This window comes from Streptomyces sp. NPDC047017 (assembly GCF_040644175.1).
GTDB lineage: Bacteria > Actinomycetota > Actinomycetes > Streptomycetales > Streptomycetaceae > Streptomyces.
On the sequence record NZ_JBEYVW010000017.1, the window covers coordinates 80,806 to 106,411 of the forward strand.

Sequence of the window (25,606 nt, forward strand, 5' to 3'; positions counted from 1 at the left end):
CCGACCCCTGGCCCACCCGACTCCTGGCCCACCCGACCCCTGGCCCACGGGCCGATGGGGGCCGGTGTCTACCGGCCCCGGGGGGCGTCGGCCGCCCCCCTCACGATGCCCCCTGGACGCCCCCCGCCCCCACAGCCGCCCCCGCCGCCCCCGCCCGACAAGCTCCGGCCCGGCCGAAACGCAGTTCCGGGTCCACCACGCTCTGCGCGCGCAGCAGCTTGACGTCCGAGTGGTAGTCCATCGAGGTCAGCCAGGGGGACCGGTCGCCCTGGCGGGGCAGTTGGTCGACCGCGCGCTGGATGTAGCCGGCGGCGAAGTCGAGGAACGGCCGGGTCGGCATCGCCGGATCGGCGGGCTCGGGGCGGCAGATGTCGTGGCCGAGGCGGTCCATGTGGGCCAGCAGCCGGCAGAAGTGCTCGCACAGCAGGCCGACCTTCAGCGTCCAGGAGCTGTTGGTGTAGCCGATGGCGAAGGCCAGGTTGGGTACGCCGGACAGCATCATGCCCTTGTAGGCGACGGTGTCGGGCAGCCGGACCTCCTCGCCGTCCACGGTGACCCGGACGCCGCCGAACGCCCGCACGTTCAGGCCGGTCGCGGTGACGACGACATCGGCGTCGAGTTCGCGGCCGGACGCGAGCAGCAGCCCGTTCTCGGTGAACGAGGTGACCCGGTCCGTGACGACCGAGGCGCTCCCGGCGCGGATGGCCCGGAACAGATCCCCGTCGGGCACCGCGCACAGCCGCTGGTCCCAGGGGTCGTACGGGGGATTGAAGTGCTCGTCGACCGGATAACCGTCCGGCAGCTGACGGGCGTTGACCCACCGGATCAGCCGGCGCGCGGCCTTCGGGTGCTTCTGGCAGAAGGACCAGACCAGACGCTGCTGGGCGATGTTCTTGCGCCGGGTCAGCGCGTAACCGCGCCGCGGCCCGAGATACTTCTTCAGGGCGTTGGCGATCACGTCCTTCTTCGGGACGGGCAGGATGTACGACGGGGTCCGCTGCACCATCGTCACCTGCGCGGCGGTCTCGGCCATCGAGGGCACCAGCGTGACCGCGGTGGCGCCGCTGCCGATCACCACCACCCGCCGGCCGGCGTAGTCCAGGTCCTCGGGCCAGTGCTGCGGGTGCACGACCGTACCGCGGAAGCGCTCGCGGCCCTTGAACTCCGGGGCGAATCCCCGGTCGTAGCGGTAGTAGCCGCTGGCGCAGAACAGCCACGCGCACGTCAGCGTCGTCCGCTCGCCGGTGTCGGTGCGCTCGACCCGCACCGTCCAGCGGGCCCGCTCGGTCGACCAGGACGCGGAGCGCACCTCGTGGTGGTAGCGGATGTGGCGGTCCAGGCCGTTCTCGGTCGCGGTCTCGCGCAGATACGCCAGGATCCGCGGCGCGGAGGCGATCGACTCCTCGTCCCGCCACGGCTTGAACTCGTAGCCGAAGGTGTGCAGGTCCGAGTCGGAGCGGATGCCCGGATAGCGGAACAGGTCCCAGGTCCCGCCGGAGGCGGCCCGCCCCTCCAGGATCGCGAAGCTCTTCGACGGCAGCTCGGCCGACAGATAGCGGCCGGCCCCGATACCGGAGATCCCGGCGCCGATGATCAGGACGTCGAGGTGTTCGGCGGCGGGTGCGGCTGAGGCAGCGGGCATGGGCGGCGACTCCAGACGGCCGGGCGACCAGACGATGACGTGCGGCTCGTCCATGGTGGAACGTCCACGGCGGAACGGCAAAGCACGAAGTGCACCGGGTCGCGGCTCGCACGGTGCAGTATGCACCACCCCCGCACCGCTAGAGTCGGCGCATGCCGCCGTGGAACCCGCCCTCGCCCCGCGTGCGGGAGCTGATGCGCAGGGGCGCCGAGATCGCCCTCACCCCCCGCCCGGAATGGCTCGCCGAACTCGACGCCGCCACGCTGTCCGGCCGGGCCCAGCAGCAGATCGCCGCCGACCCGGTGCTGGCCGCCGGGACCCGCCGGACGAACCGGTCCAACCTGCTGTTCTGGGCGGCCTGCAACGTCCGCGCCCCCGGCGAGCCGGTGCCCGCGAACGAGGGCGACGCGCCCCTGGCCATCGCCCGCGACCTCGTGCGGCGCGGCCTGGACGAGACCGCGCTCGACGCCTACCGGGTCGGCCAGAGCGTCGCCGTCCGGGTGTGGACGCAGATCGCCTGCTCGCTCACGGACGACCCGGCGGAACTGAGTGAACTGCTCGACGTGTCCCTGCGCTCCATCGCCGCGTTCGTGGACGACACGGTCGCCGCCATCGCCGCCCGCATGCACGCCGAGCGCGGCGAACTCACCCGCGGCACCCACGCCGAGCGCCGCGAGATCGTGGCCCTGCTGCTGGACGGCGCGCCGATCACCCGGCAGCGCGCCCAGGCCCGGCTGGGCCACGCGCTGGACGCGACGCACACCGCGGCCGTGGTCTGGACCGACGATCCCGACGCCGACCTGCACCAGCTCGACCGGGCCGCGGACGCCCTGGCCGCCGCGGCGGGCCGGAGCGCGGCACTGAGCGTCATCGCCGGCGCCGCGACCCGCTGGGTGTGGGTACACGGCCGCCCCGGCACGGACGACGTACGGGCCGCCCTGGACCGGCTGCCGGCCGCGCGCGTCGCGCTCGGCCCGGCCGCACCCGGCGTCGACGGCTTCCGCCGCAGCCATCTCGACGCGCTCACCACCCAGCGGATGCTGGCCAGGCTCTCCTCCACCCACCGCCTGGCCTCCTACGACGAGATCGAACTCGTCGCCCTCCTCACCCAGGACCCCGAACACGCCGACCGCTTCGTCAAACGCACCCTCGGCGACCTCGCGACGGCCCCGCCCGAACTCACCGAGGCGGTACGCGCCTTCCTCTCCGCACAGTGCAACGCCTCCCGCGCCGCCACCCGCCTCTTCACCCACCGCAACACCCTCCTGCGCCGCCTCACCCGCGCCGACCACCTCCTGCCCCACCCCCTCGCCACCCACCCCCTGGAAGTCGCGGCCGCCCTCGAAATCCTCCACTGGCGGGGACCCGACCGACTCGCGGGAGGTCAGGTCACGTGATCTTCGACTCCGCACCCCTGTAGTGCGTTCGGCCCCCGTGCGGAGCACGAAGTACACCCACGCATGTGTACGGCTCCAGCACGAGGGCCGAGCACTGCGCGTCGGCCGCGGCGGCACCTCCCGCCGCACACCCCCGGGCCGCAGACCGCAGACCGCAGACTTCAGACCCCGGATCCCAGGCCCCGGATCCCAGACCCTGGATTTACTAGGGCGTCCAACTATATAGTCGCGACCAAGGCCCGCGGTGCAGGGAAGCCGGTGTGATTCCGGCACGGTCCCGCCACTGTGACCGGGGAGTACGCCGTCGAGCGGTACGCCACTGACGAGCTGGATGTCGGGAAGGCGGACGGCGCGCGCTGATCCGGGAGTCAGGATACCGGCCGCGGGATGTTCCGTGTTGTCCACGAGGATGGAGCTGACACGCATGGCATCGGTGCGCGTCCACGACCCCGGCGGCCCCGCCGCACGGGCCTGGTCCCGTCGTAGTCCCCGAAGGCGTCTCCTCGCCGTCTGACGGCACCCGCCATACGCGATCTCACGCCGCCCGTCCCGCCCCGCGCCCTCGCGCGCCCGGGTGCGGCGGCGTGCCGTCCCGGATCACCTGACGAGAGCAGGCACCCATGATCCGTCCGCACGACCACACCGGTGTGCGCGAACTGACCCACTTCGTCGGCGGCAAGCACACCCCGGGAACATCGGGGCGCCACGGCGACGTGTACGACCCCAACACCGGAGAGGTCCAGGCCCGCGTACCCCTGGCGGACCGCGCCGAGACCGAGGCGGCGATCGCCGTCGCCGCCGACGCCCAGCGGGAGTGGGCCGAGTGGAACCCCCAGCGCCGCGCCCGCGTCCTGCTGCGCTTCCTGCACCTGGCCGAGCAGGAGAAGGACGCCCTGGCCCGGCTGCTGGCCGCCGAGCACGGCAAGACCGTCGCCGACGCGCACGGGGACATTCAGCGCGGCCTGGAGGTGGTGGAGTTCGCCGCGGGCGTCCCGCACCTGATCAAGGGCGAGTTCACCGACAACGCCGGCACCGGCATCGACGTCCACTCGCTGCGCGCCCCGGTGGGCGTGATCGCCGGCATCACCCCGTTCAACTTCCCCGCGATGATCCCGCTGTGGATGGCCGCCCCCGCGCTGGCCTGCGGCAACGCCTTCGTCCTCAAGCCCTCCGAGCGTGACCCGTCCGTGCCGCTGCGGCTCGCGGAGCTGTTCCTGGAGGCGGGCCTGCCGGCCGGTGTCCTCAACGTCGTCAACGGCGCCCGGGAAGCGGTCGACACCCTGCTGGAGGACCCGCGCGTCGGCGCCCTCGCGTTCGTCGGCTCCACCCCCGTCGCCGCGCACGTCTACGCCACCGCCGCCGCCCACGGCAAGCGCGCCCAGTGCTTCGGCGGCGCCAAGAACCACCTGATCGTGATGCCGGACGCCGACCTCGACCAGGCCGTCGACGCCCTGATCGGCGCGGGCTACGGCTCGGCCGGCGAACGCTGCATGGCCATCTCGGTCGCCGTCCCCGTGGGCGAGGCCACCGCCGACGCCCTCGTGGCCCGGCTCAAGGAGCGCGTCGGCGCACTGCGCATCGGGCGCAGCGACGACCCCGAGGCCGACTTCGGCCCGCTGGTCGGCCCGGACGCCCTCGAACGCGTCCGCTCCTACCTCGCCCTGGGCATCGAGGAGGGCGCCGAACTCGTCGTCGACGGACGGGACTTCGTGCTCCCCGGCCATGAGGGCGGCTTCTTCGCCGGTGCCTCGCTGTTCGACCGGGTCACCCCGGCGATGCGCATCCACCAGGAGGAGATCTTCGGACCGGTGCTGTCCGTCGTCCGCGCCGCCGACTACGAGCAGGCGCTGCGGCTGCCCAGCGAGCACGTGTACGGCAACGGCGTGGCGATCTTCACCCGGGACGGGGACACCGCCCGTGACTTCACCCGGCGGGTGAACACCGGCATGGTCGGCGTGAACGTGCCCATTCCGGTGCCGGTCGCCTACCACACCTTCGGCGGCTGGAAGCGCTCCGGCTTCGGCGACCTCAACCAGCACGGCCCGGACGCCATCCGCTTCTGCACCCGCACCAAGACCGTGACCTCGCGCTGGCCCGCCGGGCTGCGCGAGGGCGCGAGCTTCACGATCCCCACGATGGGCTGAGCGTCGTATGACCACCACCCTGCTCACCGAGGACCAGCAGGCCCTCGTCGAGACCACCCTGGACTTCGCCCAGGACCACATCGCCCCGCACGCCCTCGACTGGGACCGCGACAAGCACTTCCCCGTCGCCACACTGCGCAAGGCCGCCGGCCTCGGACTCGGCGGCGTCTACGTCCGCGAGGACTCCGGCGGCTCCGGACTCACCCGCGCCGACGGCGTCCTCGTCTTCGAGAGCCTGGCCTCCGGGTGCCCGTCCATCGCCGGGTACCTGTCCATCCACAACATGGTCGCCTGGATGATCGACCACTACGGCGACGACGCCCAGCGCGAGCGCTGGCTGCCCCGGCTGTGCGCGATGGAGGACCTCGCGAGCTACTGCCTGACCGAACCCGGCGCCGGATCGGACGCCGCGGCCCTGACCACCCGCGCCGTCCGGGACGGCGACGGCCATGTGCTGACCGGCGTCAAGCAGTTCATCTCCGGGGCCGGCGCCGCCCAGTTGTACGTCGTGATGGCCCGCACCGGCGGCGACGGCGCCGAGGGCATCTCCGCGTTCGTCGTCGACAAGGACGACCCCGGCGTCGGCTTCGGCCCCGACGAACGGAAGATGGGCTGGAACGCCCAGCCCACCCGCCAGGTCGTCCTGGACGGGGTACGGGTGCCCGCCGGCCGGCTCCTGGGCCGCGAGGGACAGGGCTTCCGCATCGCCATGAACGGCCTCAACGGCGGCCGGCTCGGCATCGCCGCCTGCTCCCTGGGCGGCGCCCGCAGCGCCCTGGACCGCAGCCTGGCCCACCTCGCCGACCGGGAGGCGTTCGGCCGCCGGCTGCTGGACGCCGAGGCGCTGCGCTTCCGCCTCGCCGACATGGCCACCGAACTGGCCGCCGCGCGCGCCCTGGTGCGGCAGGCGGCCGAGGCCCTGGACCGGGGCGACGCGCAGGCGCCGTATCTGTGCGCGATGGCGAAGCGGTTCGCCACCGACACGGGGTACTCGGTGGCCGACCGGGCACTGCAACTGCACGGAGGCTACGGCTACCTGAACGAGTACGGCGTCGAGAAGATCGTCCGGGACCTGCGGGTCCACCAGATCCTGGAAGGAACCAACGAGATCATGCGTGTCATCGTGGCCCGCGGCCTGACGGAGGCGTTCCGGTGACCGGCGGCGACGCGGACGTCCTGCTGCGCCGCACCGGCCGGGCCGCCCACATCGTCCTCAACCGCCCGCGCGCCCTCAACGCCCTGACCCACCCGATGGTGTCCCGCGTCGACGAGGCCCTCACCGCCTGGGAACGGGACCCGGCCGTCGAGACGATCGTCCTCATGGGCGCCGGCGAGCGCGGCCTGTCCGCCGGCGGTGACGTCCGCGCCATCCACGACGACGCCCGCGACGGCGACGGCACCGCCACGGCGGCGTTCTGGCGCGACGAGTACCACCTCAACGCGCGGATCGCCCGCTTCCCGAAACCGTACGTCGCCCTGATGGACGGCATCGTCATGGGCGGCGGCGTCGGCCTGTCCGCCCACGGCAGCGTCCGTATCGTCACCGAACGGTCCCGGGTCGCCATGCCCGAGACCGGCATCGGCTTCGTACCGGACGTCGGCGGCACCTACCTGCTGGCCCTCTCACCCGGCGAACTGGGCACCCACCTCGCCCTGACCGGCGCGCAGGCCGGCGCCGAGGACGCCCTGCTGTGCGGGCTCGCCGACCACCACGTGCCCGCCGCCGCGCTGGCGGACCTCGTCGGCGACCTGGCCCGCCTGCCGGTCCGCGAGGCACTGGCCCGGCACGTACGGCCCGCACCGCGGGGCGTGCTGGCCGACCGGCGCGCCTGGATCGACGCCTGCTACGCCGCCGACAGCGTCGAGGAGATCGTGCGGCGGCTGACCGCCCACGGCGACCCGGCCGCCCGGGAGACCGCCGAGACCCTGCTCGCCAAGTCCCCGACCGCGCTGAAGGTCACCCTGGCCTCGCTGCGCCGGGCCCGGCGGCTCGGCTCGCTGGAACAGGTGCTCGACCAGGAGTACCGGGTCTCCTGCGCGGCGCTGACCGCGCCCGATCTGGTCGAGGGCATCCGCGCCCAGGTCGTCGACAAGGACCGCGGCCCGCGCTGGGCACCGAAGACCCTCGGCGAGGTCACCGACGCCGACGTCGCACGCTTCTTCGCCCCGCTCGGCGCGCGCGAACTCGGGCTCGCCGCCGCGGCCGGCACCGCCGCGGAGGTGGCCTGGTGAGCAGCACCGTCGCCTTCGTCGGACTCGGGCACATGGGCGGCCCGATGGCCGCCAACCTGGTCAGGGCCGGCTACCGGGTGCTCGGCCACGACCTCGTCCCCGAGGCGGTGGCGGCCGCCGCGGGCGCCGGGGTGCGGCCGGCCGCGTCCGCGGCCGAGGCGGCCGCCGGCGCCGACGTGGTCGTCAGCATGCTGCCCGCCGGGCGGCACGTCCTCGCCCTCTACGACGACATCCTCGCCGCCGCCCGCCCCGCGACCCTCTTCGTCGACTGCTCCACCATCGACGTCGCCGACGCCCGCACCGCCCACGACCGGGCGCTCGCCGCGGGCATGCGGGCCCTGGACGCCCCCGTCTCCGGCGGGGTCGTCGGCGCCGAAGCCGCCACCTTGACCTTCATGGCCGGCGGCGCGGAACCGGAGTTCGCCGAGGCCCGTCCGCTGCTGGAGGCCATGGGCCGCAAGGCCGTCCACTGCGGCGGGGCGGGCGCCGGGCAGGCCGCCAAGATCTGCAACAACATGATCCTCGGCATCTCCATGATCGCCGTCAGTGAGGCGTTCGTCCTCGGGGAGAGCCTCGGCCTGTCCCACCAGGCGCTCTACGACGTGGCGTCCACCGCCTCCGGCCAGTGCTGGGCACTCAGCGTCAACTGCCCCGTCCCCGGCCCCGTACCGGCCAGCCCCGCCAACCGCGACTACCGCCCCGGCTTCGCCGCCTCCCTGATGGCCAAGGACCTCGCCCTCGCCGCGGGCGCGATCCGCGCGGGCGAGGTGGACGCGGAACTCGGCCTGCGCGCAGCCGAGTTGTACGCCGCCTACGCCGAACACGCCACCGACACGGAGGACTTCTCCGGCATCGTACGGACGATCAGGGACCGCAGCGGGATCAAGGAACGCAGCGGAGGGGAGCGCCCCTGACCCCTTCCGGCAGCACCGCGCGGATGGCCGTCGCGCGACACGGATTGTCGGGCGAGCCGGTACCGTACGCCCGCCCGCCGGGGCAGGGTGGGACCCATGCCGAAGACGAGTTACCGGGCGGGCGACGGCTGTGTCCTGCACGCCACCCTCACCGGCGCGGGACCGGCCCTGGTCCTGCTGCACGCGGGCGGCCCGGACCACCGGAGCATGCTGCCGCTGGCCGAGCGGTTCACCGACCGCCACACGGTGGTCGTCCCGGACCTGCGCGGCTACGGCCGCTCGGTCTGCACGGACCCGGCCCGCTACACCTGGGACCGGTACACTGACGACCTGCTCGGCCTCCTCGACCACCTGGACCTGCCCCGCGCCGCACTGGCCGGGGCCGGCCTGGGTTCCACGATCACGCTCAGGGCGGCGGCCGCACACCCGGACCGGGTACGGGCCGCCGTGCTGATCGGCGTGGAGGACATCGAGGACGACGAGGCCAAGGCCGCCGAGATCCGCTTCCTCGACGCGTTCGCCGCCCGGGTCAGGACCGAGGGCCTGGAAGCCGGCTGGGCGCCCGTCCTCTCCCTGCTCCCGCCGCTGGTGGGCGAGCTGGTACGGGACGCCGTCCCCCGCAGCGACCCCGCGAGCATCGCCGCCGCCGCGGCCATCGGACACGACCGCTCCTTCCGCACCGTCGGCGAACTCGCCGCGATCACCGTGCCGACCCTGGTCTTCCCCGGCACCGACCCACGCCACCCCACCGCCCTCGCCCGGCAACTCGCGGCCACCCTCCCCGACGGCCACCTGGCCACCCCCGCGATCGACACCGCACTGCACAACGCCGAGGACCTCGCCGAGGCGGTGGCCCCGGCCATGCGGGCGTTCCTGGTGGCGCATGCGGTGAGGTGACCTAGCGAGAGCCCTCCGGCTGACGAAAGGAGCTGAATCCCTGCCCAACGCTCCTTACCTGCATGAGGAGTTGTTGCCGGGTTACGATTCCTGCGCCTGCGCCGACAAGATCGCGGTCGACGCGGTGACCGGAGCCGCGGCCACCACCCCGCTCCGCGCCGCCGCGAGCCTCGCCATCAGCCAGGCCACCACCCGCGGGCCCCGTGCCCGCCACCCCTCACCTCCGCGACGGGAAGCCCAGGCGAATGACCGACGACAGCGCACCCACGTCAGCCCTGTCCGCGCTTGACCCCGACGCGGACCGCACGACCCAGCGGACCATGACCGCCGCGATCGGCGTGATGGCCCTGTTCTTCCGTCCTCGGCCGTGATGCCGGTCCGGATGGCGAGCGAGAACGTGCCGTGGTGGGACATCGCGCTGGCCGTCGCCCTGCTGCTCGGTTCGGTCGCCGTGCTGCTGCGCGTGGGCGGCCGGATCTACATCGGTGGCCTGCTCCAGCACGGCGGCATCGTCAAGGCCCGGGCCGCCCTGCGCAACGCCCGACTGGGGGGCATGTCATGACCGCCACCGCCGGGAGCTGGACGACCGAGGCTGGGGTCGGAACCGGTGCTGCCCACTACGCCGAGGCCGGAGCCGGTGCCGCCCACGACGCCGAGGCCGGCCGGGACGGCTGCCGGCTGCCCACCCGATGACATGACCCCGCGCCTTCGGGTCCGTCAGTGCCCCGGGCCGCCGCTCTCCACCGGATACGGCACGTAGGTGCGCCGGTCCGGGTCGACGGCCAGCCGGCCGCCGGCCGGTGGGCGGGCCCGTTGCGCGCAGTCGCGGCGTTCGCAGATCCGGCAGCCGAGTCCGATCGGGGTGGCGGCCCGGGGATCGTCCAGGGCGAGGCCCTCCGCGTAGACCAGGCGGTGGGCGTGGCGCAGTTCGCAGCCGAGGGCGACGGCGAACTCGGCGCGCGGGGCGTGGTGGCCGAAGCCGCCCCGGGTGAGGGTCCGCGCGACCCAGAAGTACCGCTTGCCGTCGGGCATCTCGGCCACCTGCGTCAGTATCCGGCCGGGCGCGGAGAACGCCTCGTACACCGTCCACAGCGGGCAGGTGCCGCCGAGCCGGGAGAAGTGGAAGTCGGTCGCGGACTGCCGTTTGGAGATGTTGCCGGCCCGGTCGACCCGCAGGAAGGAGAACGGCACGCCCCGCCGTCCCGTGCGCTGGAGGGTGCTCAGGCGGTGGCAGACGGTCTCGAAGCCGACGCCGAACCGCGCGGACAGCAGCTCGATGTCGTAGCGCACCTCCTCGGCGGTGGTGTGGAAGGCCGTGTACGGCATGAGGAGGGCGCCCGCGAAGTAGTTCGCCAGGCCGATGCGGGCCAGCGACCGCGACTCGGGCGAGGTCAGGCCCGTGGCGCCGGCGGCGAGGGCGTCGAGCAGCGGGCCGTGCTCCAGCAGCGCGAGCTGGGTGGCGAGTTGGAAGGCCCGTTGGCCGTCGCTGAGCCAGGGCGACAGGAACAGCAGCCCGGTGGCGGGGTCGTAGCGCCGGGCGTCGGCGGAGCGGCCGGTGGCGGCCTGGACGACGCGGACGCGGTGGCGCTCGGCGAGCAGCGCGGTGAGCGGGTCGGCGACCCGGCCCGCACGCAGGTCCAGGGTGCCGGCGGTCCGCTCGGCCTCGGTGTCCAGCGGTTCGAAGTGGTTGTGGTGCGCGTAGAAGAAGTCCCGTACCTCGTCGTGCGGTTCGGCGGCCGGCAGCGGGGCGCCGCCCGGGCCCGGACCCCGGCCCGGGGAGCCGAGGGCGGCGGCCTGTTCGACGGTGTCGCGGTAGCGGCGGTGCAGCGCGACCAGGGCGCGGGCCACCTCCGGATGGTCGCGGGCGGCGTCGGTGATCTCCTCGGCGGCGGGCAGTTCCACCGCGCACGCCTCGTCGGCGAGCGCGGCCCGCAGATCGGCGGCGAGCCGGTCCTCGGCGGCCTCGGAGAAGAACTCCGCGTCGACCCCGAACACCTCCGCGATACGCAGCAGCACCGGTGCGGTCAGCGGCCGCTGGCTCTGCTCGATCTGGTTGGCGTAGCTGGTGGAGATGCCGAGCGCGCGGGCCATGTCGACCTGGTTCATGCCGTGCTCGCGGCGCAGCCGCCGCAGCTTCGCATGGGCGTAGACCTTGCGGCCTGCGGCTCGTCGGGCCATGGCGCACATCCCTTGTCGCGTGCCGGTGAGCTGCGGCCTTCCGCCTCCGGTCACTTGCGAACATAGCATCCGCGACCTTCGCAGTTTTCGCAGATCCGCAGCCCGGGCCGGTATGGATTTCGCAGATTGGAGAGGTGGTCCGGGGGCCGCCGGGCGGGCAGTGTCGTTGACATCGGTCGTCGTCGACATCAGTCCTCGTCGACCCTCGTCAGTCCTCGTCAGTCCTCGTCAGTCCTCGTCAGTCCTCGTCAGTTCACGTCAGCGCCGCGTCCCGCACCTCCTAGGAGTCCCGTGATCGAGCACCGCGTCCGTGTCCACCCCAGCGCCGACCGGCTCCCGCGCGAGGACCAGCTCGCCTGGAAACTGGCCGCCGTGGCGACCGGCACCGGGGAGCCGGTCGCCGACAGCGCCGCCATGGCCGTCAACCGGGTGATCGACAACGCCTCGGTGGCCGTCGCCTCCCTGCCGCGCCGCCCGGTCGCCGTCGCCCGCGCCCAGGCCACCGCCCACCCCTCCACCGCCCCCGGCGCCTCGGTCTTCGGCACCCCCGTCCGCGTCTCCCCGGAGTGGGCGGCGTGGGCCAACGGCACCGCCGTGCGCGAGCTGGACTTCCACGACACCTACCTGGCCGCCGACTACTCCCACCCCGGCGACAACATCCCGCCGCTGCTCGCCGTCGCCCAGCACACCGGCCGTACCGGCGCCGACCTGCTGCGCGGCATCGTCGCCGCGTACGAGGTCCATGTCGCCCTGGTCAAGGGCATCTGCCTGCACGAACACCGCATCGACCACGTGGCCCACCTCGGCGCGGCCACGGCCTGCGGCCTGGGCGCCCTGCTGCGGCTGCCCACCGGGACGGTGTACCAGGCCGTCCAGCAGGCCGTGCACACCACCACCGCCACCCGGCAGTCCCGCAAGGGCGAGATCTCCAGCTGGAAGGCGTACGCCCCCGCCTTCGCCGGCAAGGCCGCCATCGAGGCCGTCGACCGGGCCATGCGCGGCGAGACCTCCCCGTCCCCGGTCTACGAGGGCGAGGACGGCTTCCTGGCCTGGATGCTGAACGGCCCGCGGTCCGACTACACGGTCCCTCTCCCGGCGCCGGGCGAGCCGCGCCGCGCGATCCTCGACACGTACACCAAGGAGCACTCGGCCGAGTACCAGGCGCAGGCGGTCATCGATCTCGCCCGGCGGCTGCGGGAGAAGACCGGCCCCCTGGACCGCGTACGCTCGATCGTCCTGCACACCAGCCACCACACCCACCACGTGATCGGCTCCGGCGCGAACGATCCGCACAAGTACGACCCGACGGCCAGCCGGGAGACCCTGGACCACTCGGTGCCGTACATCTTCGCCGTCGCCCTGGAGGACGGCACCTGGCACCACGAACGCTCGTACGCGCCCGAGCGCGCCGCCCGCCCGGAGACGGTCGCACTGTGGCGGAAGATCACGACCGTCGAGGACCCGGCCTGGACCCGCCGCTACCACGACCCCGACCCGGGCCGCCGCGCCTTCGGCGGCCGCGCGGTGATCACCCTCGACGACGGCACCGTGATCGAGGACGAACTCGCCGTCGCGGACGCCCACCCGGCCGGCGCCCGACCCTTCGACCGCGCCGCCTACGCCGGCAAGTTCCGCACCCTCACCGAGGGCATCGTCACCGAGTCCGCGCAGGACGCCTTCCTGGACACCGCCGCCCGGCTCGCCGAGCTGCCGGCGGCCGGCCTGGGCGGGCTGTTCCCGGCCGTCGACACCGACGCCGTCGCCGCGTACGACGCCGACCTGCCGAAGGGACTGTTCTGATGGTGCTGCACACCCGTACCACGCCCGCCGAGCGCCGCCGCGCCTTCCGCGAACAGCTCGCCTCGGGGCGCCTGCTGCGCATCCCCGGCGCGATCAACCCGTTGTCCGCCCGCCTGATCCAGGACACCGGCTTCGACGCCGTCTACCTGTCCGGGGCGGTCCTCGCCGCTGACCTGGGCCTGCCCGACATCGGCCTGACCACGTCCACCGAGATCGCCGCCCGCGCCCAGCAGACGACCCGGGTCACCGATCTCCCCGTCCTCGTCGACGCCGACACCGGCTTCGGTGAACCGATGAACGCGGCCCGCACCGTCCAGCTCATGGAGGACGCCGGCCTGGCCGGACTCCACCTGGAGGATCAGGTCAACCCCAAGCGCTGCGGCCAGCTGGACGGCAAGACCGTCACCCCCCGCGAGGAGATGGTCCGCCGGATCAGGGGAGCCGTGGACGCCCGCCGGGACCCCGGCTTCCTGCTGATGGCCCGCACCGACGCCCGCGCGGTGGAGGGGCTGGACGCGGCGATCGACCGGGCGAAGGCGTATGCCGACGCCGGCGCGGACGCCCTCTTCCCCGAAGCGCTCGCGGACGTCTCCGAGTACGAGGCGTTCCGCGAGGCCGTCGACGTGCCGCTGCTCGCCAACCTCACCGAGTTCGGCAAGACCCCCCTCCTCGACGCGGCGACCCTGGAGAGCCTCGGCTACAACATCGCCCTCTACCCGGTGACGCTGCTGCGCCTGGCCATGGGCGCCATCGAGGACGGGCTGCGCACGATCGCCGCCGAGGGCACCCAGGAGTCCCTGCTGCCGCGCATGCAGACCCGCTCCCGCCTGTACGAACTCCTCGGCTACGAGGAGTACTCGGCCTTCGACTCGGCCGTCTACGACTTCACGCTCCCGCCCGGAAACTGACCGGTCACCTGACCCCCGAAGGCAGGCACCCATGCCCACCACCACACCCCGGATCCACCGCGGCCTCGCCGGTGTCGTCGTCGACACCACCGAGATCTCCACGGTCCTCCAGGAGACCAACTCCCTCACCTACCGCGGCTATCCGGTCCAGGACCTGGCCGCGACCCGCTCCTTCGAGGAAGTCGCCCACCTCCTCTGGTACGGCGAACTCCCCGCCGCCGGACCGCTCCGCGACTTCCAGGCCCGCGAACGCGCCCTGCGCCCCCTGGACCGCACCACGCTGGAACTGCTGGCCCGGCTGCCCGAGACCTGCCACCCCATGGACGTGCTGCGCACCGCCGTCAGCTTCTTCGGCGCCGAGGATCCCACGGAGGACGACGCCAGCCTCGCCGCCCACCGCGCCAAGTCCCTCACCCTGCTGGCCAAGCTGCCCACCGTCGTGGCGGCCGACCAGCGCCGCCGCCGGGGCCTGGCCCCGATCCCGCCCGACCCCTCCCTCGGGTACGCGGAGAACTTCTTCCACATGTGCTTCGGCAGCGTCCCCGACCCGGACGTGGTCCGCTGCTTCGAGATCTCGCTCGTCCTGTACGCCGAACACAGCTTCAACGCCTCCACGTTCACCGCCCGCGTGGTCACCTCCACCCTCTCCGACCTCTACAGCGCGGTCACCGCCGCCATCGGCGCCCTCAAGGGCCCACTGCACGGCGGCGCCAACGAGGCGGTGATGCACATGCTGCTGGAGATCGGTGACCCGGGACGGGCCGGGGAGTGGCTGGACCAGACACTGGCGTCCCAGCGGAAGATCATGGGCTTCGGCCACCGCGTCTACCAGCACGGCGACTCCCGCGTCCCGGTCATGCAGGACGCCCTCGACCGGCTGGTGGCGCGGGCCGCGGACCCCGAGGCGACCCGGCTCGCCACCCTGCACGCGGCCCTGCGGCACGCCATGGCCGACCGCAAGGGCATCCACCCGAACCTGGACTACCCGGCCGGCCTCGCCTACCACCTCATGGGCTTCGACATCCCCGTCTTCACACCGATCTTCGTGATGAGCCGCATCACCGGCTGGACCGCCCACATCACCGAGCAGCTGGCCCACAACGCGCTGATCCGCCCGCTGGCTTCGTACGACGGCCCGGGGCGGCGGGCGGTGCCGGCGGCTCCGTAGGAGCGCCCCCGCAGGAACCCCGCAGGAACCCCGCAGGAACCCCGCAGGAACCCCGCAAGAAGAGGACGACCGAGCGGCGCCCGCCGCCCCTCCGCCGAGCACTCAGCGCAGGTCCGCGGCCTCGCCGCCCGGGCCGCTGATTTGGCACAGGCTTGATTGACGGCCCCGAGAAACGGGCCGTACGGTCCCCTTGTAGTGACGGCATGAGGAAGCTGGTGGGATTCCAGCACGGTCGCGCCACTGTGAGCCCGCCACCGCGAGGTGGCGGGCGAGTCAGACACTGAGCCGTCACTCCGCCCGTATACGCAAAGGGACGCACGATCCCGAAGGAGGGCTCGCCTTGAGCAGCGTTTCCACATCCCCGCGCCCGGCATCCACGCCGGTCGTCCTGCCGGTCTCGAAGTCCGTTCTGTGGCTGGTCGGCACCGCGCTGATCGCGCTGGCCGTCTACTACTTCATCGGCGTCGACCAGGGGGCCGTGTCGGTGTTCGGCAACGACATGCACGTGCACGAGTTCGTCCACGATGCCCGTCACTTCCTCGGCTTCCCCTGCCACTGATCTCGCCGGCACCTGGACGTACGGACAACTCGACATGGAAAAGAAGCTCATACTGCGCGGCGTGCTCGCCGGCGCAGTCGCGGGGCTGCTCGCTTTCGTCTTCGCGCGGATCTTCGCCGAGCCGCAGATCGCCAAGGCCATCGACTACGAGAGCGGCCGGGACGCCGCGCAGAACGCCTTGGACAAGGCGGCCGGACTGCCCGTCGAGGCCGCCGGCCCCGACCTGTTCAGCCGCACCATCCAGGCCAACGTCGGCATCGGCGTCGGGATCATCTTCTTCGGAATGGCGATGGGCGCCCTGTTCGCCGTCGCCTACACCGTCTGCCTGGGCCGCACCGGCGGCCTGCGAGCACGCAACCTGGCCCTGCTCGTCGCCGGCGGCGGTTTCCTCGGCATGTATCTGGTGCCGTTCCTGAAGTACCCGGCGAACCCGCCCGCGATCGGCCACGAAGAGACCATCCAGCAGCGCAGCGGCCTGTACCTGATCATGGTCGTCTGCTCGGTGGCCTTCCTCGTGGGAGCCGTCTACCTGGGCAAGCGGCTCCAGGCCCGGTTCGGCAACTGGAACGCGAGCCTCCTGGCCGGCGCGGTGTTCGTCGTCGCCATCGGGACCGTCATGCTGCTGCTGCCGCAGCTCGGCCACCTCTCGTACAACAAGGCCGACTACGGCGACCAGGCGACCGAGACCCCGCTGCCGCTGAAGGACGCCAAGGGCGACATCGTCTTCCCGGGCTTCCCGGCCGACGTGCTGTTCGCCTTCCGTTTCTACTCGGTGGGCGCGCAGCTCATCCTCTGGACGGCCCTCGGCCTGATCTTCGCCCCCTTGGCGGAACGCCTGCTCAAGCCGGTGAGCCCGGATGCCGCCGCACAGGAGCCGGACCCCGTCCCGGCGTGACCGGCGTACGGAACCGGCCGGGCGCGGCTCGGGCCCGGCCGCCGGGCGACCAGGCCGCTCATCCGGACGTTCGCAGCTGAAGAGGATCGCCGTGAGCCGACGCCCCGAGCCCCGCAGAATCGTCCTGGACGGTGTACCGGCCATCGCCCTCACACCGCAGGAGTACGAGCGTCTCGTCCTGGCGCGCCGCCAGCTCGGCGGCCAGAGCTCCCGTATGAGCGCCCTGAACCGGGACTTGTCGCTGGCCGCCGACCTGCTGGACGAAGCCCGGGCCGAACTCTGCGCCACGGCCGACGGCCACGGCCACTGCCCTGCCGTGCGGTCCGGGCAGGACGGCGAGCGCGTCTGCTGCCGGATCAAGGCGCTGCTCGGCTCCGCCCGGTTCGCCGTACCCGCGCGCTCGTCCGCCGCAGCCGACAGCGGTCCGAAGCCGCGCCGACGCACGCGCGGGGCCACCGGTCACCGATGACCGGCGGCCCCGCGCCGTACGGAGAGCGGGCACGCTGGGCCGGGCGGTCATGCCCGCCTGTCAGAAGTCCCAGTCGTCGTCGGCGGTGTCCTCCGCCGTGCCCATGACGTAGGAGGAGCCGGAGCCGGAGAAGAAGTCGTGGTTCTCGTCCGCGCCGGGCGACAGCGCCGCCAGGATCTCCGGGTTCACCGCGGTCTCGTCCGCGCCGAAGCGGGCCGGGAGACCGAGGTTCATCAGCGCCTTGTTCGCGTTGTAGCGGACGAAGACGGCGACGTCGTCCATCAGCCCGAGCGGCTCGTACAGCTCGCCCGAGTACCGCAGTTCCAGCTCGTACAACTCCTCCAGCAGGCCGTACGTGAAGGCCCGCAGCTCCTCCTGCCCGGCCGGCGTCCGCTGCTCCAGGCCGCGCTGGTACTTGTAGCCCGAGTAGTAGCCGTGCACCGCCTTGTCCCGCAGGATCAGCCGGATCATGTCGGCGGTGTTGGTGAGCAGGGCGTGGGTGGAGAAGTGCAGCGGCAGGTAGAAACCCGCGTACAGCAGGAGCGAGGACAGCAGGGTGGAGGCGATCTTCCGCTTCAGCGGGTCGTCGCCGTAGTAGTGCCCGAGGACGGTCTTGCAGCGCTGCTGGAGCACGTCGTTGCCGACGGCCCAGCGGTAGGCGTCGTCGATCTCCGGGGTGGTGGAGAGGGTGGAGAAGACGGACGAGTAACTGCGGGCGTGCACCGCCTGCATGAAGGCGATGTTGGTGTAGACGGCCTCCTCGTGCTCGGTGCGCGCGTCCTGGATCTGCACGATCTCACCGACCGTGGCCTGCACGGTGTCGAGCATGGTCAGGCCGGTGAACACCCGCATGGTCAGGGTGCGTTCCCCGGCGGTGAGCCGCTGCTGCCAGGCGTTCACGTCGTTGGACAGCGGTACCTTCTCGGGCAGCCAGAAGTTGGCGGTGAGCCGGTTCCACACCTCCAGGTCCTTCTCGTCGGTGACGCGGTTCCAGTTGACCGGGCGCAGCCGGGCGGCGGGGTCGTGGCGGTAGGACGGGGGAGTGACCGACAGCTCGGCCGGCGGGGCGGGGGTGGTGGTCATCGTCGGTACGTTCCTCACAGCGTGCAGGACAGGCAGTTCTCGATCTCGGTGCCGGCCAGGGCCTCCTGGCGCAGCCGGATGTAGTACAGGGTCTTGATGCCCTTGCGCCAGGCGTGGATCTGCGCCTTGTTCAGATCGCGGGTCGTCGCCGTGTCCCGGAAGAAGAGCGTGCAGCTCAGGCCCTGGTCGACGTGCTGGGTGGCCGCCGCGTAGGTGTCGATGATCTTCTCGTAGCCGATCTCGTACGCGTCCTGGAAGTACTCCAGGTTGTCGTCGTCCATGTGCGGCGCCGGATAGTAGACGCGGCCGAGCTTGCCCTCCTTGCGGATCTCCACCTTGGCGGCGACCGGGTGGAGGGAGGCGGTGGCGTCGTTGATGTAGCTGATGGAGCCGGTGGGCGGGACGGCCTGGAGGTACTGGTTGTAGATGCCGTGCTCGCGGACGGCCTCCTTCAGCTCACGCCAGTCGGCCTGCGTGGGCAGCGTGATCCCCGCGTCGGCGAACAGCTGCCGCACCCGCTCGGTGGCCGGCTCCCACACCCGCTCGGTGTACTTGTCGAAGTAGGAGCCGTCCGCGTACGCCGACTTCTCGAAGCCGTCGAAGGCGGTGCCGCGCTCGACGGCGATGCGGTGGGAGGCGCGCAGCGCGTGGTAGGCGACGGCGTAGAAGTACATGTTCGTGAAGTCGACGCCCTCCTCGCTGCCGTAGTGGACGCGCCGCGCGGCGAGGTAGCCGTGCAGGTTCATCTGGCCCAGGCCGATGGCGTGCGACAGGTCGTTGCCGCGCGCCACGGACGGCACCGCGGTGATGTCCGACTGGTCGGAGACGGACGTCAGGCCGCGCACCGCGGTCTCCACCGTCGTGCCGAGGTCGGGCGAGGCCATCGCGGCGGCGATGTTCAGCGACCCCAGGTTGCACGAGATGTCCCGGCCGACCGTCTCGTAGCCGAGCGCGGCGTCGTACGTGCTCGGCGTGTTGACCTGGAGGATCTCCGAGCACAGATTGGACATGTTGATCCAGCCCGGGATCGGGTTGGCCCGGTTCACCGTGTCCTCGAACAGCAGGTACGGGTAGCCCGACTCGAACTGCAGCTCCGCGATCGTCTTGAAGAACTCGCGGGCGCTCAGCCTGGTCTTGCGGATGCGCGGGTTTGCGACCAGCTCGTCGTAGTGTTCGCTCACCGACAGGTCCGCCAGCGGCTTTCCGTACTCGCGCTCGACGTCGTACGGCGAGAACAGGTGCATGTCCTCGTTGCGCTTGGCCAGTTCGAAGGTGATGTCGGGGACGACCACGCCGAGGGAGAGCGTCTTGATGCGGATCTTCTCGTCCGCGTTCTCCCGCTTGGTGTCCAGGAACCGCATGATGTCGGGGTGGTGGGCGTGCAGGTACACCGCGCCCGCGCCCTGCCGCGCGCCGAGCTGGTTGGCGTACGAGAAGGAGTCCTCCAGGAGCTTCATCACCGGCACGACACCGGAGGACTGGTTCTCGATCTTCTTGATCGGGGCGCCCTGTTCGCGCAGGTTGGTCAGCAGCAGTGCCACGCCGCCGCCCCGCTTGCTGAGCTGGAGCGCGGAGTTGACGCCGCGCCCGATGGATTCGAGGTTGTCCTCGACCCGCAGCAGGAAGCAGGAGACCAGCTCGCCGCGCTGGGCCTTGCCGGCGTTGAGGAAGGTCGGGGTGGCCGGCTGGAAGCGGCCGGTCATCATCTCGTCCACCAGACGGGAGGCCAGCTCCTCGTCACCGGCGCCGAGACACAGGGCGGTCGCGACGACCCGGTCCTCGTAGCGCTCCAGGTAGCGGGAGCCGTCGAAGGTCTTCAGCGTGTACGACGTGTAGTACTTGAAGGCGCCCAGGAAGGTGCGGAAGCGGTGCTCGTGGGCGTACGCCTGCCGGTACAGGGCCTCCAGGAACTCCCAGTCGTAGCGCCGGACGAACGCCTCCTCGTAGTAGCCGTGCTCGATGAGGTGGTCGATCTTCTCCTTCAGCGACCCGAACGTCACCGTGCGGGGATCGACGTGCTGGAGGAAGTACTGGCGGACGGCCTCGCGGTCCTTGTCGAACTGGATGCGGCCCTCGCAGTCGTACATGTTCAGCATGGCGTTCAGCGCGTGGTAGTCCTTGCGCGTGCCGACCGACTCGCGCGGCGCGGTGATCACGCCGCCGCCGATGAGTGTCGTGTCCAAAACGTCCTGAGTCCTTCCCTCACGGCACGGACGTCGTGGTCCGTGCCCAGCAGTTCGAATCGGTACAGCTCGGGGACCTGGCACTTCGCCGAGATCACCCGGCCGGCCAGGCAGTAGTCCGCGCCGAAGTTGGTGTTTCCGGAGGCGATGACCCCGCGCAGCAGGGCGCGGTTGGCCTCGACGTTCAGAAAGCGGACCACCTGCTTGGGGACCGCGCCGGCGCGTTCGCCGCCGCCGTAGGTGGGCACGACCAGCACATACGGCCCGGTCACCCGCGGCATGCCCTCGCGGTGGGGGTGCAGGGGGATGCGTGTGGCGGGCAGGCCCAGCCTTTCCACGAAGCGCTTGGTGTTCTCCGAGACGCTGGAGAAATACACGAGTGCGCCCATCGGCCGCCGCCTCCTCTCGCTCGTTCCCGACGGGGTCCGAGGACCTGGAGGGGAGGAGCGGCGCGGCGCGGACGGCAGGGCGCCGGGGCGTGGATGCACCTGTGCCCGGGTCCGTGCGTCTGCCACCTGGCCCTCCCTCGGGGCCTCGGAGCGCGCACACCGCCGTCCGGTGTGCGCACCGGTGGCAGGTCTTCGGACTCGCGGGCGTGTCCCGTGCCGTAGAGACTCCTACTGGCCGTCGCTTCCCAGGCCCGTCGTGCGGACCCAGTGCGTGTGACGGCGGTCGTTCCCACTCACCGCTGCGGGGCAGCCCCGGATTCCCACCGGGTTCCCTCTTGCGACGCCGGACACCGAAGTGCCCGGCGAACCACCAGCAGCGACAACACTACATCTGGAACTCGCTGAGCACACACAGCCCAGATGTTGTGTTCCAGCGAGGACTTAGGTATACCTAAGTCCTGCCCCCTCCGGAGGGGGCAGGACGATGTCGTACCAGGCCCTCAGCCCTGGTCGTAGGTATGGAACCCCCGGCCGGACTTGCGGCCGAGGAGTCCCGCCTGCACCATCCGCTGGAGCAGCGGCGGCGGGGCGTGGAGCGGCTCGCGGAACTCGTCGTACAGGGACTCGGCGATGGAGGCGACGGTGTCCAGGCCGATCAGGTCGGCGAGCCTGAGCGGGCCCATGGGGTGGGCGCAGCCCAGTTCCATGCCGGTGTCGATGTCGGCGGCGGTGGCGAAGCCGGACTCCGCCATCCGGACGGCGGCGAGCAGGTAGGGGATCAGCAGGGCGTTGACGACGAAGCCGGCCCGGTCCTGGGAGCGGACGACCGTCTTGCCGAGCGTGCGGGTGGCGAAGTCCTCGACCCGGGCCGTCGTCTGCGCCGAGGTGTGCAGCGAGGTCACCACCTCGACCAGCGGCAGCACGGGGACGGGGTTGAAGAAGTGCAGGCCCACGACCCGGTCCGCGCGGGCGGTCGCCATGCCGAGCCGCATCACGGGCAGCGAGGAGGTGTTGGTGGCCAGCACGGCCGCCGGGTCCTCGACGATCTTGTCCAGGGCGGCGAAGACCTCCGTCTTGGCGTCCGGGTTCTCGACGACGGCCTCGACGACGAGCTGCCGGTCGGCGAGGCCGTCCAGGCTGCCGGCGAACACCGTCCGCTCCAGCGCGTCCCGCGCCGCCGCCCGCTCCAGCTTGCCGCGCCGCACCGCCCGGTCGAGCGAGGCGGCCACCCGGTCCCGTGCCGCGCGGGCGGCGACCGCGTCCACCTCGCAGACCACGGTGTCCAGCCCGGCCCGCGCGCACACCTCCGCGATGCCCGCACCCATCTGCCCGCCGCCGACCACACCGACGCGCGTGATGCCGCTCGCACTCACGCCGCCGCGCGCAACGCCCGCCGTACTCACGCCCGCCGCACCTCCGCCCGCCCCGCCCACGCCCGCCGCGCTCACGCCCGCACCTCCGGTCGGCGTGCTCACACCCGCCCCGCTTCCGCCCGCCGCGTTCACGCCGCCGCGCGCGCCGCCCGCCGCGCTCACGCCCGCACCTCCGGTCGGCGCACGAGGTGGTGGGTGTAGGCGTCCGGGGTGAAGAACAGCGGCAACTCGCCTGCCATCGCGGTCCGTTCGAACAGGGCGCGGATGTCGTCGACGGGTGCCCACGGGTACGCGGCGCCCAGCGCGGCGCACTCCTCGTCGAGCACCCGCTGCACGGTCTCCCGGTCGACGACCCGGTGCCGCAGCCACTGCCAGATCTGCACCCGGGCGATCTCGGCGGTGGCCGCGTCCTCCATCAGCCCGTCGAGCGCGACCGCGCCCTGGCCGCGCAGCCAGGCGGCGTAGTACCGCAGCGCGACGGAGACGTTGGTGCGCACCCCCTCGGCGCTGGGCGGGCCGCTGATCCGGCGCACGTCCAGCAGGTCGGCGGGGGTCACCTCGACGTCGTCGCGGCCGCGGTCGAGCTGGTGGGGCCGCGCGCCGAGGACGCCGTCGAAGACCTCGCGGCAGACCGGGACGAGCGCGGGATGGGCCACCCAGGACCCGTCGAAACCGTCCTCGGCCTCCCGCTCCTTGTCGAGGCGGACCTTGGCGAGCGCGGCCTCGTTCGCGGCCGGGTCCTTCTCCGGCACCTGGGCGGCCATCCCGCCGATGGCGTGCGCCCCGCGCCGGTGGCAGGTGCGGACGAGCAGCTCGGTGTAGGCCCGCAGGAAGGGCGCGGTCATCGTGACCTCGGCACGGTCCGGCAGCAGGAAGTCGGTGCGGTGCCCGAACGTCTTGATCAGGCTGAACAGGTAGTCCCAGCGGCCCGCGTTGAGCCCTGCGCCGTGCTCGCGCAGCTCGTACAGGATCTCCTCCATCTCGAACGCGGCGGTGATCGTCTCGATGAGGACGGTGGCGCGGACCGTGCCGCGCGGGATGCCGAGCAGCTCCTGGGCGAGCAGGAACACGTCGTTCCACAGCCGGGCCTCGTACCGGTTCTCCAGCTTGGGCAGGTAGAAGTACGGGCCGTGCCCGGCGTCGATCTGCCGCTGGGCGCAGTGGAAGAAGTACAGGCCGAAGTCGACAAGCGCGGCGGGCACCGGGCGGCCGTCGAACTCCAGGTGCTCCTCGTCCAGGTGCCAGCCGCGCGGGCGGACCATGATGGTGGCGAGCCGCTCGCCGAGCCGGTACTCACGGCCCTCGGGCGTGGTGAAGTCGATCCGCCGCTCGATGGCGTCGAGCAGGTTGAGCTGCCCGCCGACCACGTTGTCCCACAGGGGCGCGGTGGCGTCCTCGAAGTCCGCCATCCACACCTGGGCGCCGGAGTTCAGCGCGTTGACCGTCATACGGCGGTCCGGCGGGCCGGTGATCTCCACCCGGCGGTCGGTCAGGCCGGGCGCGGGCGGCGCCACCCGCCAGCCCGGGTCCGCGCGCACCGAGGCGGTGACCATGGGAAAGCCCAGCGGCGAGCCCGCCGCCAGCCGCAGCGCCTGCCGGCGGCGTTCCTTCATCAGCTCCCGCCGGCGCGGCTCGAACGCCTCGGTGAGCCGGCCGACGAAGTCCAGGGCGGCGGGGGTGAGGATCTCGTCGTGCCGGTGGCCGGACGCGGCCAGGACACGGATCTGCTGGGTGAGTGCGGTGGTGGGCATCGGGCTCTCCTGACGGGGACGGGAGCGGAGGGGGCGGGGACGGTCGCCCCCTCCGCTCGGCCGAGGGGGCTGCCTAGTGGAACTGCTCCGCCTCCGTGGAGCCGGCCAGCGCCGTGGTGGAGGAGGCGGGGTTGACAGCGGTGGAGACCAGATCGAAGTAGCCGGTGCCGACCTCGCGCTGGTGCTTGACGGCGGTGAAGCCGTGGGCCTGCGCGGCGAACTCCTTCTCCTGGAGGTCGACGTACGCGGTCATGCCGTGCTCGGCGTAGCCGCGCGCCAGGTCGAACATGCCGTGGTTGAGGGAGTGGAACCCGGCCAGCGTGATGAACTGGAACCGGTAGCCCATCGCGCCCAGCTCCCGCTGGAACTTGGCGATCTGGTCGTCGTCCAGCGCGGCCTTCCAGTTGAAGGACGGCGAGCAGTTGTAGGCGAGCAGCTGGTCGGGGTAGCGCGCGTGGATCGCCTCGGCGAACTCGCGGGCCTGGGCCAGGTCCGGGGTGCCGGTCTCCACCCAGATCAGGTCGGCGTACGGGGCGTAGGCCAGGCCCCGGGAGATGACCGGGGCCATGCCGCCCCGGACCCGGTAGAAGCCCTCCGCCGTGCGCTCGCCGGTGACGAACTCGGCGTCGCGCTCGTCGACGTCGCTGGTGAGCAGGTTGGCGGCGAGCGCGTCGGTGCGGGCGACGATCACCGTGGGCACGTCGGCGATGTCGGCGGCGAGCCGGGCCGCGTTCAGGGTGCGGATGTGCTGCGAGGTCGGCACCAGCACCTTGCCGCCGAGGTGGCCGCACTTCTTCTCGGAGGCGAGCTGGTCCTCGTAGTGGATGCCGGCGGCGCCCGCCGCGATCATCGCCTTGGTCAGCTCGAACGCGTTGAGCGGGCCGCCGAAACCGGCCTCCGCGTCGGCGACGATCGGCGCCAGCCAGTCGGTGGTGTCGCCGGCGTCCTCGGCGGTGGCGATCTGGTCGGCGCGCAGCAGCGCGTTGTTGATCCGGCGGACCACCTGCGGCACCGAGTTGACGGGGTACAGGCTCTGGTCGGGGTAGGTGTGCCCGGCCTGGTTGGCGTCGGCGGCGACCTGCCAGCCGGACAGGTAGATGGCCTGGAGTCCCGCCTTGACCTGCTGCACGGCCTGGCCGCCGGTGAGCGCGCCGAGGGCGTGGATGTAGTCCTGCTCGTGCAGCCGGCGCCAGAGCCGTTCGGCGCCGCGCCGGGCGAGGGTGTGCTCCTCGCGGACGCTGCCGGAGAGGCGCACGACGTCCTCGGCGCCGTAGGTGCGCTCGATGCCCTGCCAGCGCGGGTCGGTGGCCCAGCGCCGCGCCAGGTCCTCGGCCGCCCGCGTCCTCGCTTCTGCCATGACTGTCACCGTCTCCTCGGTCTGTGCCGGCTGTACCGGCTGCCAATCCCGCCGCCCGGACATCGCCCGGACGAACAGAGATGGCACTGTGTGTCGCTTGCTGGGGTGCGGCCCGCCGTCACCCCGGAGGGTGAAGCTGAGCAACGCTGCCGACGCAGACCGCCACGGATGCCGGGATCTCCGACGTCAGGGCAGTGAATCGCGCCCCGGTTCCGGGTGGTGGCTGCCGGTTCCGGCGGGCCGCACTACGACTCTGACACTGGCACT

At 72.4% G+C, this 25,606-nt stretch carries 23 protein-coding genes and 3 riboswitches; of the genes, 15 read left to right on the forward strand and 8 right to left on the reverse strand.

Features of this window, described 5'->3' with window-relative positions:
* Positions 1-100: 100 nt before the first annotated feature.
* Positions 101-1,642, reverse strand: a complete 1,542-nt coding sequence (locus ABZ858_RS26545; RefSeq protein ID WP_361383771.1) for an NAD(P)/FAD-dependent oxidoreductase — start codon at positions 1,640-1,642, stop codon at positions 101-103.
* A gap of 152 nt (positions 1,643-1,794) precedes the next feature.
* Here ABZ858_RS26545 and ABZ858_RS26550 point away from each other — a divergent pair, with 152 nt between their 5' ends.
* The 9 genes from ABZ858_RS26550 to ABZ858_RS26590 all read left to right on the forward strand — a co-directional run bounded on the left by ABZ858_RS26550 (position 1,795) and on the right by ABZ858_RS26590 (position 9,919).
* Positions 1,795-3,039, forward strand: coding sequence for a PucR family transcriptional regulator (locus ABZ858_RS26550; RefSeq protein ID WP_361383510.1), 1,245 nt, complete (start codon positions 1,795-1,797; stop codon positions 3,037-3,039).
* 218 nt (positions 3,040-3,257) lie between these two features.
* Positions 3,258-3,439, forward strand: a riboswitch (cobalamin riboswitch).
* 220 nt (positions 3,440-3,659) lie between these two features.
* The gene (locus ABZ858_RS26555) at positions 3,660-5,183 is read left to right on the forward strand and encodes a CoA-acylating methylmalonate-semialdehyde dehydrogenase (RefSeq protein WP_361383513.1); all 1,524 of its coding nucleotides are present in this window, start codon (positions 3,660-3,662) and stop codon (positions 5,181-5,183) included.
* A 7-nt stretch (positions 5,184-5,190) separates the two neighbouring features.
* The gene (locus ABZ858_RS26560; protein WP_361383516.1) at positions 5,191-6,339 is read left to right on the forward strand and encodes an acyl-CoA dehydrogenase family protein; all 1,149 of its coding nucleotides are present in this window, start codon (positions 5,191-5,193) and stop codon (positions 6,337-6,339) included.
* On the forward strand, positions 6,336-7,415 hold the full coding sequence (locus tag ABZ858_RS26565; RefSeq protein WP_361383519.1) for an enoyl-CoA hydratase/isomerase family protein: 1,080 nt from the start codon (positions 6,336-6,338) through the stop codon (positions 7,413-7,415). Before ABZ858_RS26560 ends, ABZ858_RS26565 begins: the two co-directional genes overlap by 4 nt.
* On the forward strand, positions 7,412-8,329 hold the full coding sequence (gene mmsB, locus ABZ858_RS26570; protein WP_361383522.1) for a 3-hydroxyisobutyrate dehydrogenase: 918 nt from the start codon (positions 7,412-7,414) through the stop codon (positions 8,327-8,329). The genes ABZ858_RS26565 and mmsB overlap by 4 nt, the downstream gene beginning before the upstream one ends.
* 96 nt (positions 8,330-8,425) lie before the next feature.
* Complete coding sequence (locus tag ABZ858_RS26575; protein ID WP_361383525.1) at positions 8,426-9,226, forward strand: alpha/beta hydrolase; 801 nt, start codon at positions 8,426-8,428, stop codon at positions 9,224-9,226.
* Between the two features lie 245 nt (positions 9,227-9,471).
* Positions 9,472-9,597, forward strand: a complete 126-nt coding sequence (locus ABZ858_RS26580; protein ID WP_361383528.1) for a hypothetical protein — start codon at positions 9,472-9,474, stop codon at positions 9,595-9,597.
* An 11-nt stretch (positions 9,598-9,608) separates the two neighbouring features.
* The gene (locus ABZ858_RS26585; protein ID WP_361383531.1) at positions 9,609-9,788 is read left to right on the forward strand and encodes a hypothetical protein; all 180 of its coding nucleotides are present in this window, start codon (positions 9,609-9,611) and stop codon (positions 9,786-9,788) included.
* Entirely contained in the window at positions 9,785-9,919 is a 135-nt protein-coding gene (locus tag ABZ858_RS26590; protein ID WP_361383534.1) for a hypothetical protein, read from the forward strand. The genes ABZ858_RS26585 and ABZ858_RS26590 overlap by 4 nt, the downstream gene beginning before the upstream one ends.
* A gap of 24 nt (positions 9,920-9,943) precedes the next feature.
* Here the strand turns inward: ABZ858_RS26590 and ABZ858_RS26595 are convergent, their stop codons facing one another.
* A complete protein-coding gene (locus tag ABZ858_RS26595) occupies positions 9,944-11,404 on the reverse strand; it encodes a short-chain fatty acyl-CoA regulator family protein (RefSeq protein ID WP_361383536.1) in 1,461 nt (486 codons plus the stop codon).
* Positions 11,405-11,695: 291 nt separating this feature from the next.
* On the opposite strand from ABZ858_RS26595, the gene ABZ858_RS26600 reads away from it, so the two are divergent.
* From ABZ858_RS26600 to ABZ858_RS26625, 6 genes are all read left to right on the forward strand, one after another.
* On the forward strand, positions 11,696-13,204 hold the full coding sequence (locus ABZ858_RS26600) for an MmgE/PrpD family protein (RefSeq protein WP_361383539.1): 1,509 nt from the start codon (positions 11,696-11,698) through the stop codon (positions 13,202-13,204).
* 2 nt (positions 13,205-13,206) lie between these two features.
* Entirely contained in the window at positions 13,207-14,112 is a 906-nt protein-coding gene (gene prpB, locus ABZ858_RS26605; RefSeq protein ID WP_361383774.1) for a methylisocitrate lyase, read from the forward strand.
* 31 nt (positions 14,113-14,143) lie between these two features.
* Positions 14,144-15,280 carry a bifunctional 2-methylcitrate synthase/citrate synthase gene (locus tag ABZ858_RS26610; RefSeq protein ID WP_361383542.1) on the forward strand — a complete coding sequence of 379 codons (1,137 nt, stop codon included), beginning with the start codon at positions 14,144-14,146 and terminating at the stop codon, positions 15,278-15,280.
* A 165-nt stretch (positions 15,281-15,445) separates the two neighbouring features.
* Positions 15,446-15,585: riboswitch (cobalamin riboswitch) on the forward strand.
* A 35-nt stretch (positions 15,586-15,620) separates the two neighbouring features.
* Positions 15,621-15,839 (forward strand): CbtB domain-containing protein, encoded by a 219-nt coding sequence (locus ABZ858_RS26615; RefSeq protein ID WP_361383545.1) that lies wholly within the window; start codon positions 15,621-15,623, stop codon positions 15,837-15,839.
* Between the two features lie 34 nt (positions 15,840-15,873).
* Positions 15,874-16,734, forward strand: a complete 861-nt coding sequence (locus tag ABZ858_RS26620; protein WP_361383548.1) for a CbtA family protein — start codon at positions 15,874-15,876, stop codon at positions 16,732-16,734.
* 91 nt (positions 16,735-16,825) lie between these two features.
* Positions 16,826-17,203 (forward strand): hypothetical protein, encoded by a 378-nt coding sequence (locus ABZ858_RS26625; RefSeq protein ID WP_361383551.1) that lies wholly within the window; start codon positions 16,826-16,828, stop codon positions 17,201-17,203.
* Positions 17,204-17,263: 60 nt separating this feature from the next.
* On the opposite strand, the gene nrdF is transcribed toward ABZ858_RS26625, so the two are convergent.
* The 6 genes from nrdF to aceA form a co-directional block, all read right to left on the reverse strand.
* The gene (gene nrdF, locus ABZ858_RS26630) at positions 17,264-18,286 is read right to left on the reverse strand and encodes a class 1b ribonucleoside-diphosphate reductase subunit beta (protein ID WP_361383554.1); all 1,023 of its coding nucleotides are present in this window, start codon (positions 18,284-18,286) and stop codon (positions 17,264-17,266) included.
* A 14-nt stretch (positions 18,287-18,300) separates the two neighbouring features.
* The gene (gene nrdE, locus ABZ858_RS26635; RefSeq protein WP_361383777.1) at positions 18,301-20,454 is read right to left on the reverse strand and encodes a class 1b ribonucleoside-diphosphate reductase subunit alpha; all 2,154 of its coding nucleotides are present in this window, start codon (positions 20,452-20,454) and stop codon (positions 18,301-18,303) included.
* The gene (gene nrdI, locus ABZ858_RS26640; RefSeq protein WP_361383557.1) at positions 20,439-20,858 is read right to left on the reverse strand and encodes a class Ib ribonucleoside-diphosphate reductase assembly flavoprotein NrdI; all 420 of its coding nucleotides are present in this window, start codon (positions 20,856-20,858) and stop codon (positions 20,439-20,441) included. The genes nrdE and nrdI overlap by 16 nt, the downstream gene beginning before the upstream one ends.
* A 165-nt stretch (positions 20,859-21,023) precedes the next feature.
* Positions 21,024-21,245: riboswitch (cobalamin riboswitch) on the reverse strand.
* 113 nt (positions 21,246-21,358) lie between these two features.
* On the reverse strand, positions 21,359-22,261 hold the full coding sequence (locus ABZ858_RS26645; protein WP_361383560.1) for a 3-hydroxybutyryl-CoA dehydrogenase: 903 nt from the start codon (positions 22,259-22,261) through the stop codon (positions 21,359-21,361).
* A gap of 128 nt (positions 22,262-22,389) precedes the next feature.
* Positions 22,390-23,982: a malate synthase A gene (gene aceB / locus ABZ858_RS26650; protein ID WP_361383563.1), complete on the reverse strand. Its 1,593-nt coding sequence runs from the start codon at positions 23,980-23,982 to the stop codon at positions 22,390-22,392.
* 73 nt (positions 23,983-24,055) lie between these two features.
* The gene (gene aceA, locus ABZ858_RS26655) at positions 24,056-25,339 is read right to left on the reverse strand and encodes an isocitrate lyase (protein ID WP_361383566.1); all 1,284 of its coding nucleotides are present in this window, start codon (positions 25,337-25,339) and stop codon (positions 24,056-24,058) included.
* Positions 25,340-25,606 lie beyond the last annotated feature (267 nt).